This is a genomic window from Variovorax sp. J22R115 (genome assembly GCF_030317005.1).
In the GTDB taxonomy this organism is placed as follows: domain Bacteria; phylum Pseudomonadota; class Gammaproteobacteria; order Burkholderiales; family Burkholderiaceae_C; genus Variovorax.
On the sequence record NZ_JASZYM010000006.1, the window covers coordinates 34,618 to 48,606 of the forward strand.

The 13,989-nt window shown below is 67.4% G+C and carries 16 protein-coding genes; 11 read left to right on the plus strand and 5 right to left on the minus strand.

The window, feature by feature from the left end; genetic code table 11:
• Nucleotides 1-53 precede the first annotated feature (53 nt).
• A complete protein-coding gene (locus QTI04_RS11785; protein ID WP_286615791.1) occupies nt 54-317 on the plus strand; it encodes a hypothetical protein in 264 nt (87 codons plus the stop codon).
• Here QTI04_RS11785 and QTI04_RS11790 read toward each other — a convergent pair.
• A complete protein-coding gene (locus QTI04_RS11790) occupies nt 311-1,252 on the minus strand; it encodes a LysR family transcriptional regulator (protein ID WP_286615793.1) in 942 nt (313 codons plus the stop codon). The genes QTI04_RS11785 and QTI04_RS11790 overlap by 7 nt on opposite strands.
• A 132-nt stretch (nt 1,253-1,384) precedes the next feature.
• On the opposite strand from QTI04_RS11790, the gene QTI04_RS11795 reads away from it, so the two are divergent.
• The 9 genes from QTI04_RS11795 to QTI04_RS11835 all read left to right on the plus strand — a co-directional run bounded on the left by QTI04_RS11795 (nt 1,385) and on the right by QTI04_RS11835 (nt 10,433).
• Nucleotides 1,385-2,341, plus strand: a complete 957-nt coding sequence (locus QTI04_RS11795; protein ID WP_286615794.1) for a hydroxymethylglutaryl-CoA lyase — start codon at nt 1,385-1,387, stop codon at nt 2,339-2,341.
• Nucleotides 2,342-2,371: 30 nt separating this feature from the next.
• Complete coding sequence (locus QTI04_RS11800; protein ID WP_286615795.1) at nt 2,372-3,526, plus strand: CaiB/BaiF CoA-transferase family protein; 1,155 nt, start codon at nt 2,372-2,374, stop codon at nt 3,524-3,526.
• A gap of 33 nt (nt 3,527-3,559) precedes the next feature.
• Nucleotides 3,560-4,540, plus strand: a complete 981-nt coding sequence (locus QTI04_RS11805; RefSeq protein ID WP_286615796.1) for a tripartite tricarboxylate transporter substrate binding protein — start codon at nt 3,560-3,562, stop codon at nt 4,538-4,540.
• A gap of 19 nt (nt 4,541-4,559) precedes the next feature.
• Nucleotides 4,560-5,084: a gamma carbonic anhydrase family protein gene (locus QTI04_RS11810; protein ID WP_286615797.1), complete on the plus strand. Its 525-nt coding sequence runs from the start codon at nt 4,560-4,562 to the stop codon at nt 5,082-5,084.
• A gap of 31 nt (nt 5,085-5,115) precedes the next feature.
• Nucleotides 5,116-6,195, plus strand: coding sequence for a 4-hydroxyphenylpyruvate dioxygenase (gene hppD / locus QTI04_RS11815; RefSeq protein WP_286615798.1), 1,080 nt, complete (start codon nt 5,116-5,118; stop codon nt 6,193-6,195).
• Nucleotides 6,196-6,214: 19 nt separating this feature from the next.
• Nucleotides 6,215-7,489, plus strand: coding sequence for a fumarylacetoacetase (gene fahA / locus QTI04_RS11820; RefSeq protein ID WP_286615800.1), 1,275 nt, complete (start codon nt 6,215-6,217; stop codon nt 7,487-7,489).
• A complete protein-coding gene (locus QTI04_RS11825) occupies nt 7,489-8,541 on the plus strand; it encodes an Ldh family oxidoreductase (protein ID WP_286615802.1) in 1,053 nt (350 codons plus the stop codon). Before fahA ends, QTI04_RS11825 begins: the two co-directional genes overlap by 1 nt.
• Nucleotides 8,542-8,745: 204 nt before the next feature.
• On the plus strand, nt 8,746-9,870 hold the full coding sequence (locus QTI04_RS11830) for a transglutaminase-like domain-containing protein (protein ID WP_286615803.1): 1,125 nt from the start codon (nt 8,746-8,748) through the stop codon (nt 9,868-9,870).
• 20 nt (nt 9,871-9,890) lie between these two features.
• Complete coding sequence (locus QTI04_RS11835; RefSeq protein ID WP_286615805.1) at nt 9,891-10,433, plus strand: TlpA disulfide reductase family protein; 543 nt, start codon at nt 9,891-9,893, stop codon at nt 10,431-10,433.
• A 95-nt stretch (nt 10,434-10,528) separates the two neighbouring features.
• On the opposite strand, the gene QTI04_RS11840 is transcribed toward QTI04_RS11835, so the two are convergent.
• The 3 genes from QTI04_RS11840 to QTI04_RS11850 form a co-directional block, all read right to left on the minus strand.
• Complete coding sequence (locus QTI04_RS11840) at nt 10,529-11,443, minus strand: YihY/virulence factor BrkB family protein (RefSeq protein WP_286615806.1); 915 nt, start codon at nt 11,441-11,443, stop codon at nt 10,529-10,531.
• A gap of 1 nt (nt 11,444) precedes the next feature.
• Nucleotides 11,445-12,269 (minus strand): methyltransferase, TIGR04325 family, encoded by an 825-nt coding sequence (locus QTI04_RS11845; RefSeq protein ID WP_286615808.1) that lies wholly within the window; start codon nt 12,267-12,269, stop codon nt 11,445-11,447.
• A 71-nt stretch (nt 12,270-12,340) separates the two neighbouring features.
• The gene (locus QTI04_RS11850) at nt 12,341-12,769 is read right to left on the minus strand and encodes a serine/threonine protein kinase (protein ID WP_286615810.1); all 429 of its coding nucleotides are present in this window, start codon (nt 12,767-12,769) and stop codon (nt 12,341-12,343) included.
• A gap of 265 nt (nt 12,770-13,034) precedes the next feature.
• Between QTI04_RS11850 and QTI04_RS11855 the strand changes: the two genes are divergently transcribed.
• On the plus strand, nt 13,035-13,400 hold the full coding sequence (locus QTI04_RS11855) for a PRC-barrel domain-containing protein (RefSeq protein ID WP_286615811.1): 366 nt from the start codon (nt 13,035-13,037) through the stop codon (nt 13,398-13,400).
• A 50-nt stretch (nt 13,401-13,450) separates the two neighbouring features.
• Here QTI04_RS11855 and QTI04_RS11860 read toward each other — a convergent pair whose 3' ends face one another.
• Entirely contained in the window at nt 13,451-13,903 is a 453-nt protein-coding gene (locus QTI04_RS11860) for a hypothetical protein (RefSeq protein ID WP_286615812.1), read from the minus strand.
• Nucleotides 13,904-13,989: the final 86 nt, after the last annotated feature.

Consider the following 13,989-nt stretch of genomic DNA (forward strand, 5'->3'; position numbering starts at 1 on the left):
CTGCCCCGCATCGGCAGCTCGCGTGGCATCCACTTGTCCGTGGGGAAGTTGAATTGGCCATTCCGGACACGTTCACCGAGTCGCAGGCCGAGCTGATCCTCTCGCTCGCCGAGGTGAGCGCGACCGACAGCTGCGCCTCGGCCGAGCGCCTGCTGCAGGAATGGACGCCGGCACGCTTCACCGAATCCCAGGCCGTGTGCATCCGGGAGATGCTGGCCCTCGAGGCCTGGGAACTCAAGGCAACGCTGGTCGACGCCATGGAGCCGTGTGCGCTGCGCCTTCGCTTGCTCGCCATGGGCCCGCAGACCGGTCACTGACGGGACGCGCGCCGTCCGCCGGGATCCGTGGCGTGCGGGGTCGCCAGGGACTGCAGGTGCGCAGCGAGCGCCCTCGCTGCCGGCGACAGGCGCTTCTCGTCATGAAAACAGATGGCAAAGCGGCGCTGCGCCCACGGGTCGGTCAGCGGCAGCACCTTGAGGCCATAGGTGGAAGCCACGGGTTCGGCCACCTCGCGCGGAACGACCGCGATGCCGAGATTGGCGCGCACGCAGCGCAACGAGGCATCGAAGGTCGAGACGACGGCGCGATAGCTGATCGCCTTGCCGATGATCGCAGCGGCGCGCGCCAGCATCGTGTGCACCGCGGTCGATGCCGGCAGTCCCACATGGTCGTAGTCGAGCGTTTCCTCGAAGGCGCACCGCTTCCTGCCCGCGATCGGGTGCGAGGGATTGGCGACGATCGCGAGATGGTCACTGCGATAGGGCCGTGTCTGCAAGCCCTCGAGGTCCGCGGCGTCCCAGAGGACCGCGAGCGGCGCCAGCCCTTCGCGCAAGCCGCGGACGACGTCGCGGCTGAGTGCCTCCTCGATGTCGATCCGGATCTCGCGATGTTCGGGGACCTGCAGGAACGATGCGATGTCGTCGGGCAGGAACTCGGCAATGGAGGAGACCGAGGCGAGAACGCGGACCTGGCCTTTGATCCCCTTGCCAAAGGCCGCCATGTCGCGCGCGACCCGGTCCGCGCCGGCGAGCATGCCGCGTGCGTGCTCCAGCAGGATCTCGCCGGCGCCGGTGATCGCGATGCCGCGACGATTGCGCTCCACCAGGACCTGGCCCAGCGTGCTTTCCAGTTGGGCAATCCGCTTGCTGATCGCGGACGCGACGATGTGATGCTGCTCGGCAGCGCGTGCGATGTTGCGCGTCTCGCAGACTGCGACGAAGAGCCGAAGACTCGTGAGATCCAGGTCATGCATGGGACGGACCGAGTGTGAGATTCCGAAATGGAACGCTGATCGTTCCAATTTACCGCTTTTCGGCTCGCTGCGGAATGCCTACAGTCTCCCTCACGACGCCACGCCCGTGCGCCGAGAGCCTGGAGACAAACCTTGACCCATCCTTCCGCCCGCCTGCCGCGCAGCGCCGTGATCCGCGAAGTCGGCCTGCGCGATGGCCTGCAGAGCATCGCCACCATCCTCCCCACCGAACAGAAGCGCGAATGGATCCGCGCCGCCTACGAGGCCGGCCAGCGCGAGATCGAGGTCGGCTCCTTCGTGCCGGCGCGGCTGCTGCCCCAGTTGGCCGACACGGCCGAGCTGGTTGCCTTCGCCAAGACGCTGCCGAACCTTTTCACTTCCGTGCTGGTGCCCAATCTGCGCGGTGCCGAGAGCGCGATCGCTGCCCAGGCCGACCTGATGATCGTGCCGCTCTCCGCGAGCCATGCGCACAGCTTGGCCAACCTGCGCAAGACCCCGGACGACGTGGTGGCCGAAGTCGCGAAGATCCGGGCCGCTCGCGATGCCTCGGGCTCCAGGATCCTGATCGAGGGTGGGGTCGGCACGGCCTTCGGGTGCACGCTGCAGGGCCTCGTCGACAGGAGCGAGGTGCTGCGCCTGATGCAGGCCTTGCTCGACGCCGGCGCCGACCGCGTGAGCATCGCCGATACCGTCGGCTACGCCGATCCGGGCATGGTGCGCGACCTGTTCGAGGACGCCGTGAAGATTGCCGGCGACCGCTTCTGGTGCGGGCATTTCCACGACACGCGCGGCCTCGGTCTTGCCAACGTCTATGCCGCGCTCGAAGTCGGCGTGCATCGCTTCGACGCATGTCTTGCCGGCATTGGCGGCTGCCCGCACGCGCCGGGCGCCAGCGGCAACGTCTCCACCGAAGACCTGGCCTACATGCTCGGCAGCATGGGCATCAAGACCGGCATCGACATCGATCAGCTGCTCGCGTTGCGCGCGCGCGTCGCCGAGTGGCTCGCCGGCGAGACCCTGCACGGCTCGCTGTGGCAGGCCGGCCTGCCCAAGACCTTCGGCCTCGCCGCCCAAGCCCTTTCTGCCTGAAGACGCCTGAACACACCGAGAACCCACGCCATGACGACCTCCGCTGCTCCCCTTCCCCTCGCCGGCGTCCGCGTCCTCGAGTTCACCCACATGGTCATGGGCCCGACCTGCGGGATGATCCTCGCCGACCTCGGCGCCGAAGTCATCAAGGTCGAGCCTCCGGGCGGCGACAAGACCCGCAAGCTGCCGGGCCTGGGCATCGGCTTCTTCCGCTCCTTCAACCGCAACAAGAAGAGCGTCGTGATCGACATCGGCACCGATGAGGGACGGGCCACGGCCGCCGAGCTCGCGGGCCAGTGCGACGTGGTGCTCGAGAACTTCCGGCCCGGCCTGATGGCCAGCTTCGGACTCGATTACGAGACCTTGTCCAAGAAGTACCCGCGCCTGATCTACGTGACGCACAAGGGCTTCCTGCCCGGCCCGTACGAGAACCGGCTGGCGCTCGACGAGGTGGTGCAGATGATGGGCGGGCTGTCGTACATGACGGGGCCGGTCGGACGGCCGCTGCGCGCCGGCACCTCGGTCAACGACATCATGGGCGGCATGTTCGGCGCCATCGGTGTGCTGGCCGCGCTGCGCGAGCGCGACCTGACCGGCAAGGGCCAGGAGGTGCAGAGCGCGCTCTTCGAGAACTGCGTGTTCCTCTCCTCCCAGCACATGCAGCAGTTCGCGATGACGGGCGAGCCGCCGCCGCCGATGCCCTCGCGCGTCTCGGCCTGGAGCGTGTATGACGTCTTCACGCTGGCCGATGGCGAGCAACTGTTCATCGGCGCGGTCAGCGACAAGCAGTTCCTGACGCTGTGCCGCGTGATCGAGGCGCCCGAGCTGGCGGCAGACCCGGCGCTGGCCAACAACGCGTTGCGCGTGGCGGTGCGCCCGGCCCTGCTCGCGAAGCTCGGCGAGAACCTCAAGCACCACCGCGTGGAAGAGCTCTCGCCCAAGCTCGAGGCGGCCGGCATCCCCTACGCGCCGATCATGCGGCCCGACCAGTTGGTCAACGATCCGCACCTGAAGGCCAGCGGCGGCCTGGTGCCGATGGAGTGCGAGGACGGCGAGACGACGGACGTGGTGCTGCTGCCGCTGCTGATGGGCGGCCGTCGCCCCGGCGTGCGGCATGCGCTGCCGGGCATCGGCCAGCACACCGAAGAGATCCTCGCCGGCCTGTCCAGCCGCGTTCCGGCCTGACGCGAATCCATCCAACACCTACAGAGACAAACCATGACCTTCCAGATCCAACGCCGCCAACTGACCGCGTTCGTCGCAGCCGCACTTGCACTGGGCGCGACCGGCAGCCTGGCCCAGGCCACTGACAAACCCGTGCGCATGGTGCTGCCGGTGGGCGCCGGCTCCGGCGTCGACACCATCATGCGGGCCGCCACGCCGTCGCTCACGAAGGCCCTGGGCGGCCAGGCGGTGGTGATCGAGAACCTGCCGGGCGCCGGCGGCATCACCGGCACCAGCGTCGTCGTTCGTGCAGCGGCCGACGGCCAGACGCTCGGCGTGGTGTCCAACAATCACGTGGTGAATCCGAGCGTCTTCAAGAAGATGCCCTTCGATGCCATCAACGACATCACGCCGATCTCGGTGGTCGGCGCGACGCCTTTCGTGCTGGTCGTGAACCCGAAGGTGCCAGCCAAGAACGCCAAGGAATTGCAGGCGCTGCTGAAGGCCAAGCCCGACGGCTACAACTACGCGTCATCGGGTAACGGCACCATCATCCACCTGGCTGGCGCGATGTTCATGGACGCCGCCGGCGTCGATGCGCGCCACATTCCGTACAAGGGCGTCGGGCCGATGGTGGCCGACATCATCGGTGGCCAGGTCGAGATGGGCGTCGTGGCAGTGCCGGCGGTGCAGGGCCAGCTCAAGAGCGGTGCGTTGCGCGCCATCGGCGTGATGGGAAAGACGCGCGTTCCGTCGCTGCCGGACGTGCCGACGATCGCCGAGCAGGGGTTCCCCGATGTGGACGTTTCCGGCTGGTTCGCCGTGATCGGTCCGGCCAAGCTGCCACCGGCCGAGGTCAAGCGTCTGCATGCGGCGGTCGTCGCGGCCTTCAACACGCCCGAGACCAAGGACGCCATGGCCAAGCAGGAGAACATCATCAATCCGATGTCCCCCGAGGCTTCGGCGCAGTTCTTCAAGACCGAGCAGGAGCGCTACGCCAAGCTCGTCAAGAAGGCCAACATCACCGCCGAGTGATCCCCGGGCGGACCCTCTCATGGCCCTCTATCGCATCGGCGGCAACGCCCCGCGCATCGCAGCGACCGCCTTCGTGGCGCCCGGTGCCCATCTCATCGGACAGGTCGAGCTCGGCGAACGCTCCAGCGTCTGGTTCGGCGCGGCGATCCGTGGCGACAACGAGCCGATCCGCATCGGCGATGCCACGAACATCCAAGAGGGGGCAGTGCTCCATGCCGACCCCGGATTCCCGCTGAGCATCGCGGCCCACGTCACCGTGGGGCATCAGGCGATGCTGCACGGCTGCACCGTCGGCGAGGGTTCGTTGATCGGCATCCAGGCCGTGGTGCTCAACGGCGCGGTCATCGGCCGCAACTGCCTGGTCGGCGCCGGGGCCATCGTCACGGAGAAGAAGGTCTTTCCCGATCGATCGCTGATCCTCGGCGCGCCCGCGAAGGCGGTGCGCCAGTTGACGGACGAAGACGTCGCGCGCCTGATGGAGAGCGCGGCCAGCTATGCGCAGCGCGCCGCGACCTACGCCTCCGAGCTCACGCTCGTCGAATGAGTTGTCAACCCCTTTCCAAGGAAGCACGCCAATGTCTGATCTGTTCGAAAACCCGATGGGCCTGATGGGCTTCGAGTTCGTCGAGTTCGCTTCGCCCACCCCCGACACCCTCGAGCCCTTCTTCGAAAAGCTGGGCTTCGAGCTCGTGGCCAGGCATCGCTCCAAGGACGTCGTGCTGTACCGCCAGGGCGACATCAACTTCATCGTCAACCGCGAGCCGAACAGCCCGGCGGCGTATTTCGCCGCGGAACACGGTCCGTCGGCCTGCGGCATGGCCTTCCGGGTCAAGGACTCGCACCAGGCCTATGCCCGGGCGCTCGAGCTCGGCGCGCAGCCGATCGAGATCGCGACCGGGCCGATGGAGTTGCGCCTGCCCGCGATCAAGGGCATCGGCGGCGCGCCGCTCTACCTGATCGACCGCTTCGAGGACGGCAAGTCGATCTACGACATCGACTTCGAGTTCCTCGAAGGCGTCGATCGCCACCCGGTCGGCCACGGCCTGAAGCTGATCGACCACCTGACCCACAACGTCTATCGCGGCCGAATGACCTTCTGGGCCAATTTCTACGAGAAGCTGTTCAACTTCCGCGAGATCCGCTACTTCGACATCCAGGGCGAGTACACCGGCCTGACCTCGAAGGCGCTGACCGCGCCGGACGGCAAGATCCGCATCCCGCTGAACGAGGAATCGGCCAAGGGCTCGGGCCAGATCGAGGAGTACCTGATGAAGTTCAACGGCGAGGGCATCCAGCACATCGCGCTGTTGAGCGACAACCTGATCGACACCATCGACCAGCTCGGTCTGGCCGGCGTGCCGCTGATGACCGCGCCCAACGACATCTACTACGAGATGCTCGAAACGCGCTTGCCGGGCCACGGCCAACCGGTGCCCGAGCTGCAGGCGCGCGGCATCCTGCTGGACGGCACCACCGAGGGCGGCAGCCCGCGCCTGCTGCTGCAGATCTTTTCGGAGACGGCCTTCGGTGGTCCGGTCTTCTTCGAGTTCATCCAGCGCAAGGGTGACGACGGCTTCGGCGAGGGCAACTTCAAGGCCCTGTTCCAGTCGATCGAGCGCGACCAGGTGCGCCGCGGCGTGCTGCAGGCCGACTGAGATCGATCGCAGGACCGCCATGGCACCGACCACCGACACCACGCACGACGCGGACCGGCACAGCTGGCTCGAATCGGCCAACGACCCCGCGACCGACTTTCCGATCCAGAACCTTCCGTTCGGCCGCTTCCGGCGCGAAGACGACGACGGTCTCTGCATCGGCGTCGCCATCGGCGACCAGGTGCTCGACCTGCGCCGCGTCGGCCTGGTCCAGAACGGTCAGATGAACCAGGTGATGCGCCTGCCGCGGGACGCCCGTCAGGCCCTGAGGCAGGCGATCTCCGAGGGGTTGCGCCATGGCGGCGCCCATGAGGCCAGGTTCCGCGCCGCCCTGGTGTCCCAATCGGACGTCACGATGGACCTGCCCTGCGAGATCGGCGACTACACCGACTTCTACACGAGCATCCATCACGCGACGACCGTCGGCAGGCAGTTCCGTCCCGACAGCCCCTTGCTGCCGAACTACAAGTGGGTGCCCATCGGCTACCACGGCCGGGCCTCGTCGATCTTCGTGAGCGGCCACAGCTTTCCAAGGCCGCTGGGCCAGACCAAGGCACCCGATTCGGAGGTGCCGGCTTTCGGCCCGTGCCGTCGGCTGGACTACGAGCTGGAGGTCGGCATCTTCATCTCGAGGCCGAACGTCGCGGGGGATCGCATCCCGATGGCGTCGGCCGAGGAGCACGTGTTCGGCATGGCGCTCTTCAACGACTGGAGCGCGCGTGACATCCAGGGCTGGGAGTACCAGCCGCTCGGCCCCTTCCTGTCGAAGAACTTTGCCAGCACCCTGTCGCCGTGGATCGTGACGATGGATGCCTTGGCCCCGTTTCGCAAGGCCTTTGCCCGTCCGGAAGGCGATCCGCAGCCACTGGCCTACCTCGACTCGCCGGCCAACCGTGAAGCGGGCGCGATCGACATCCAGCTCGAGGTCTGGCTGCAGACCGCTGCGATGCAGAAGGCCGGGGCAGCGGGCGAGCGGCTCATGACGTCCAACTACGCGGATGCCTACTGGACCGTCGCGCAGATGGTCGCGCACCACACCGTCAACGGATGCAACCTGCGCGCCGGTGACCTCTTCGGTTCTGGCACCTTGTCCGGCCCGGAGGCAGGGCAAGGGGGCTCTCTGCTCGAGCTCAGCGATGGCGGCAGGAAGCCGATTCGGCTTGCGAACGGAGAGACGCGCACCTTCCTCGAAGACGGCGATACCGTGATCCTGCGTGGCTACTGTCAGCGAGAAGGCTTCCGGCGCATCGGCTTTGGCGAATGCCGGGGAACGGTCGCTGCGTCCCGCGGCTGATGAACCCCCGCGCGCCCGAACGATTCGCCGCCCACGCGCTGCAGCGCTGGTCCACGGCCGTCTTGATGCGACAGGGCGTGCCCGAGGGGGCTGCCTCGCTGACAGCAAGGATCCTCCTGCGAACGAGCTTGCGTGGCATCGATACCCATGGCGTCGCGCGCCTGCCGGCCTACGTGGACAAGCTCGCGGCCGGGGAAGTGAACGCGCGGGCCACCCCGCGGCTGGAACAGCGTCACGGCCTCCTGCACGTCGATGGGGACGGTGGCCTCGGCCAGGTCGTGGCCACGTTCGCGATGGACGAGGCGATGCGCGCCGCGCGCACCAGCGCGCTGGTCGGGTGCGGCATTCAGTCCACCGGCCACCTCGCGGCGCTCGGGGGCTTCGTCCTGTCGGCAGCGGAGCGCGGCTTTTTCGCGATCCTCTGCCAACGCACGCCGCCGGTCATGGCCATGCCGGGCGCCAATGGCCCGGTGATCGGGAACAATCCCATGGCCTTCGCGATGCCGGTCGTGGGACGGCCGCCACTGGTGTTTGACATGGCACACAGCGTGGTCGCACGAGGCCACGTGACGCAAGCCCTGCGTGAAGGCAAGGATTCGATCCCGGAAGACTGGGCCGTCGGGCCCGACGGAAGGCCTACCACCGATCCGGCCCTGGCCCTGCAAGGCGCCATGCGGCCGATCGCGGGTCACAAGGGACTCGGGCTCGCCATGCTGGTGGAATGCCTGGCAGGCAGCCTCAACGGCGTGGTGCCGGGCAAGCAGGCAGCGTCTGGAGACGCGCGCGGCTCGGCCGCCGGCGTGAGTGCCTTTGCACTGGTGATCAACCCCGCGCTGGCGGTGGGCCAGGATGCTTTCGATGGCAGCGTGAGCGCATGGATGCAGACCTACCTGGAAGCCTCGGGGCCCGGCGCCCGCTCTCCGGGCCAGCGACAGGCCGAGTGCGAGCATCGACGCCGCCAGGAGGGCATACCGCTGCCCGCCGGCCTGCTGGCCGAGCTGCGCGCACTCGGGACCCGTCTGGGGCTCCCGTTCGACCTTGCGGCGGTCTAGGCGGGCTCAAACAGGCCCGGGCGCCTCGCCGAGGGGGCGAGGACTGGCCCGGTGTCAGAGCGCGATCGGATTTGCGACGGCAATCGATCCGGCGGCGTTCCGTGACAGTGGGGATGGTGAAATGATGGCATTCATGGCAAGGTGCAGGCCGCGCAGCCGTCCACCGGCTGCTTTTTGACCGTCGCTTCCACGGAGGAACCCACGATGCAACGCCGCCACTTTCTCCAGATCTCCGCCGCCACGCCGCTGCTCGGTACGCTGGGTGCCGCCCTGCCCTCGGTGGCGGGCGCCGCGCAGCGGCCGGCGGACGACGGCTGGCGCGCTTACGACGTCGCCACCCGGATCGACCTGAGCGAGCGCACCACCCAGGGCCGCGTCTGGGTGCCGTTACCGGCGCGACAGCTCGTCGGCAGCGGCGGAGCGGCGTACCAACGCCTGCTGGAGACGCGTTTCGACGCACCGGGCGCCAGCCTGGCGAAGGTCGTGCGCGGCCCGGCGGACGCGCAGATGCTGATGGTCGAATGGACCGACGCCACGGTGCCGCAGCAGGTCACGCTGGTCAACCGCGTGGCGCTGCGCGACCGCGCTACCGACCTCGGCGCCGAGCCGCGCGCCATCAACGCGAGCGCGGCCGAACTTCGCCCCTGGCTGCGTGCCACCCCACTGAAGCCGACCGACGGCATCGTGGGCGACACCGCCCGCAAGATCACGGCCGATGCCGGCGCGCGCACCGACATGGAGAAGGCGAAGGCGATCTACGACTGGATCGTGGCCCATTGCCACCGCGAAGGCAGCGTGCGCGGCTGCGGCACCGGCGACGTGAAATTCGTGCTCACCAGCGGCAACCTTGGCGGCAAGTGCGCCGACCTCAACGGTCTTTTCGTCGCGCTGGCCCGGGCCTCGGGCGTGCCCGCGCGCGACGTGTACGGCGTGCGTGTGGACGACTCGGCGCATGGCTACAAGAGCATGGGCAAGAGCGGGGACATCTCGAAGGCGCAGCATTGCCGCGCCGAGTTCTATGCGCAAGGCCATGGCTGGGTGCCGGTGGACCCGGCGGACGTGCGCAAGGTCATGCTCGAGGAGACCAAGGAAGGCCTGGCCGCCACCGACGTGCGCGTGCGCGCCGCCAACGCCATGCTGTTCGGCGCGTGGGAGATGAACTGGATGGGCTACAACCATGCGGACGACATGCGCCTCCCCGGCGCGCGCCAGCAAGGACCGATCGGCTTCCTGATGTACCCCAACGGCGAAACCGCTCAGGGTCGCCTCGACAGCCTGGACCCGGCCACCTTCCGCTACAGCATCGGGTCCACGCGCGTCGCGGCCTGACGCTCGCACCACGCACCACCATGCTGGGCCGCCGAACGGTGCTGCTGCGCGGCGCCGCAGCAGCGGTGGCGGCTTCGGTCGGCGTGGTTGCCGCGCAGGCGCCGGTCGTCACCGACAACACCCTGGCGCCGTGGCGCCCCGTCAGGGCTCCCAAGCTCGATGCGATCGAGCTGCTCACGGCTCAGCGCCGCACACTGGCCGACTTCGCGGGGCAGCCACTGCTCGTGAACTTCTGGGCCAGCTGGTGTGGCCCCTGTCGCGTCGAGATGCCGACGCTCAACGCCTTGGTCACCCGCCTCGGCCCGTCGCACGGCCTAAAGTTCATCGCCATCAACCACGGTGAAATGCCCGAGCGTGTGCAGCGCTTTCTGGGCGAAGTGCCGATCGCCGGCACCGTGTTGCTGGACCGGAGCCAGGCGGTGTTCAAGGCATGGGGTGGGCGCGGATTGCCGGCCACCTTCGTGTTCGATGCCGTGGGGCTGCCACGGGTCTGGGCTGAGGGGGAAAGGGATTGGAGCGCGCCTGCGCTGGTCGCGGCGCTGCAAACGGTGATCGCGCGCTGACGCAGCTGTTGAGGTCTTCGACGGCCTCGCCGCCACCGGTTGCTGAACCTCGGGTTGTAGCGAGCGACCGGGGACCCACGGTGGGCGCGCGAGCTTCAACCCGGCGTGACGGACGGAGGCACTGCCCGGGCCACCTTTTCGCGCAGCACTGCGTTGAGCTCGGCGCCGAAGATCAGGGTGGTCGCGCTGATGTACAGGAATACCAACGTCGCGACCATGCCCGCAAAGCTGCCATAGACCAGCGCCAGCTTGCCTGCGGTGCGCAGCGTGTACGACAAGGTGGCGGCAGCCGCCACCCACAACGCCGCGCCGACCAGGGCTCCGGGCATGACGGTGCGCAGCCGTTGACGGATGTCGGGCAGCCAGGCGTACAGCAGCGCATAGAGCGCCGTGAGCGTCAGGAAGGCCGAGCCGTAGCGCACGCTGTTGCGCAGCCAGAGTGCCTCCGGCCCAGCACCGGTGTGGGTCTCTACCAGCCGCCACACGTACGGCACGACGATCACCGAACTGAACGCCGCGAGAACCCCGACGCCCACGATGACGGTGAACACGGTGACCTTGATGCGCGCTTTCCAGAACGGCAGGCCGCGCTGAATTCCGTATGCGCGGTTCAGCGCCGTGCGCACTGCTTGCATGCCCGATGAGGCGGTCCAGAGCGTCACCAACACGCCGATGGTCAGCAGTGTCTGGTTGCGCTGAGCCAGTACCTGCGCGATGACCGGCTGCATCGCATCGCGCACCACCTGTGGCGCGTAGCCCATGACGCGGTCGGCCAGCGCTGCCGCGTCGCCCGGTTGTCCGACGAAGCCGGCGGCGGCCGAGACCAGGATCAGCAGCGGAAACATTGCCAGCACCGACGAGAACGCCAGGCTACCGGCCTGGTTCGCGCTCTGGTGCAGGATGTAGTTGCGCACGGCCATCACGATGACGTGCAGGCCGGAGGTGGCCATCGCGGCCTCCTGCGCGGCGCGCCCGGCGCCGAACGCGCGGCTCATGGATCCGAGCGTCATGTCACGCGCGGGCGTCGAAATACAGCCCGGTGAACGATGGGAAGGATCGCTCCGGGTAACCTGGCACATACAGGGACCGCTCGTGAACCGACCACCGATCCCGAAGCGTGAAATCCAGCGCTTCCATCTCGCGAATCAATCGATCGCCGTTGAACACGTGCACGGGAGCAAAGCAGCCATCGCCGATGTTTTGCGTGGTCACGAAGTCGCCGCCCCGGTAGAGCGGCAGCTTGTTGAGCAGCACGTGCTGAGGCCTCTTGATGCATCGTGTGAGCAGGTCTTTCGGTCGCGCGTCTTCCAGGTACTGAAGAACACCCGCAGCGATCCAGATGTCGGAATCTGCGCTGCCGACTGCTTCTCTGAGATCATCGGTGAAGCTCAGGGGTGTCGCTCCCCGCTCGGCCGCCAGCCTACGGCCGATGCCGACCATCGCCGGGACTTCAACGACCTGCCATGTCAGGCCGGCAGGCATGTCGAGGTACAAGCGGTACGCGTGGTAGTGCACGCCGACGGAACCGCCGATGTCCATCACGCTTCTGGCTCCTTGACGAAAGGCTTTTTCGAGCCACCACATCACAGGATAGTCGTACGCGAACACCTGCCGGGTTCGAAGCTCGACGTACTCGGCGGCCAGGTCCTCGTTGTTGAATTCAGGGTTCCTCGGCAAGTGTTGGCGGGCTGTCATGAAGTCCTCGAACACCCCGAAATAAAAGCCCGTCCCCTCTTTCGCGAGGAACTGTTGCCTGCGCCATCGCAGCAACGCAGGTCGAGTGACGGGCCCCTCCAGCAGCTCCCGAACAATCTGGGCGGCGCTGGCGTGTGACATTCGACCCTGCTCCTCCGCTTGGCTGGTAGGTCCACACTTTTGCCATCCACGGCGTCAGGGCGCAAGGCGCACTATTGAGGCGTGCCCGTCTTTTCCTTCGGGTTCGTCGGCACATCCGGCCGCTCGCCCTTCACGCCCGCCTGCGGCTTGAGATCGATCTTGCTTGGCTTTACCTCGGTTCGGCTCATCGCCCCCGTCGGCTGAGCAGCGTTGGGCTGATTGTTGGTCATGGTCGAGGGCTCGCCCTTGGGGACGGTCGTGTTCGCCGGACTGCGGTTTTCCGAGCGCGCTTCGGATTTGATCGCTTCCCGTGGCGCAGGGTTGCTTCCGTCCGGACGCTGGGTCGGATTCGCGACGCCAGCGGGCGTCTTGGTGCTCGCTTGCCCGCCCTTGGCAGGATCAGGCGCTGCGGGCACCGCAGTGGTCTGCGCGAAGGTTGCGCCAGCCAGGCCCAGCAGGCCAATGAGGGCCGTGGTCGCAGTGACGAGTTTCAGCTTCATGATGTCTCCCAGGGGTTGAGTCAATCCACTTTAGGAAGCTGCCGGCGGCCCGGTGTGGGGGAGGGACCTCAACGTCTGTAGGTCGGCGCATGCACCCTTCGATTCAAGGCGCGGTCTGCGGCGTGCGAGTCCCCGGGCCATGGCCTACAAGAGGAAGGTCTACCGCCTGATCAGCGGGATCTGGGGTTCGACCGATATTGAGTCCGCTGGGCTTTGCATTCGCGGACCGCGTGCCACCAGCGGTATCGGCCACCCAGGAGTTTTCATGAGCATCGCATCTTCCAACCGTGTCATTTCTTCGGATCTCGTCGAGGGAACTGCCGTCTACAACAACGATGGCGATCAACTGGGCACCATCGAAGGTTTGATGATCGACAAGGTTTCCGGAAAGGTCCGATACGCAGTCATGGAGTTCGGCGGCTTTCTGGGCATGGGTACCGAGCGCTACCCGATTCCTTGGACCATGCTGAGGTACGACGTCGATCGGGACGGCTACGTTGTGCCATTGGACAAGGCCCGGTTGGAGGGAGCGCCACGCTATGCCGCTGCCGACGTACCGAACTACGACGATACCTATCGAGATGACGTCGACAGGTACTACACCGCCCCTGCACGCCGCGCGCTCCTGTAGCGTATCGGAGCTGCGCCGGCAGCAGAGGGACTATCAGCGGCCCGAGCCGGCTAGCGGCGTCCGCGCATCCACGACAGCAGCACCGCCGTGAGCACTGCGCTACCGGCCGCGGCGTAGGCAACTGCCTTCATCGGCTCGTGCGCGGCGAACTGCAGGCTGCGCTGCTTCAGATCGGCGGCCTGGCCCTTCATGCTGTCGATCTTCTTGCCGGCCGCGTTGACCGCATCCTGAGCATAGGCCTTGCCCGCTTGGACCACGCCATCCGCCTTGGCCTGCACTTGCTGCAGGGAGTCCTGGGTCGCATCCGCCGCTTTTCGCCCGAAGGTGTCGGCGTCCTCCCTGGCCTTGCGCATGGATGCGTCGTCGGCGCCACCGCCGGTTGGGCCACCCTGGCTGGGCTGTCCGGCCTCCCGCGTATCGCTCCACGCGGCGTTGGATGATCCCTCGGTGCTCTCTCGAGCGTCGCCGGTATCGGTGGGGGGGCTCAATGAATTGCTTTCCATGATGGTCTCCTTGATGTGAGTGGCTTTCGGCCGATGCGCGGTGCGCTGCTGCCAACGCTACTGGTATCGTCCCTGCAGCCCTGCGC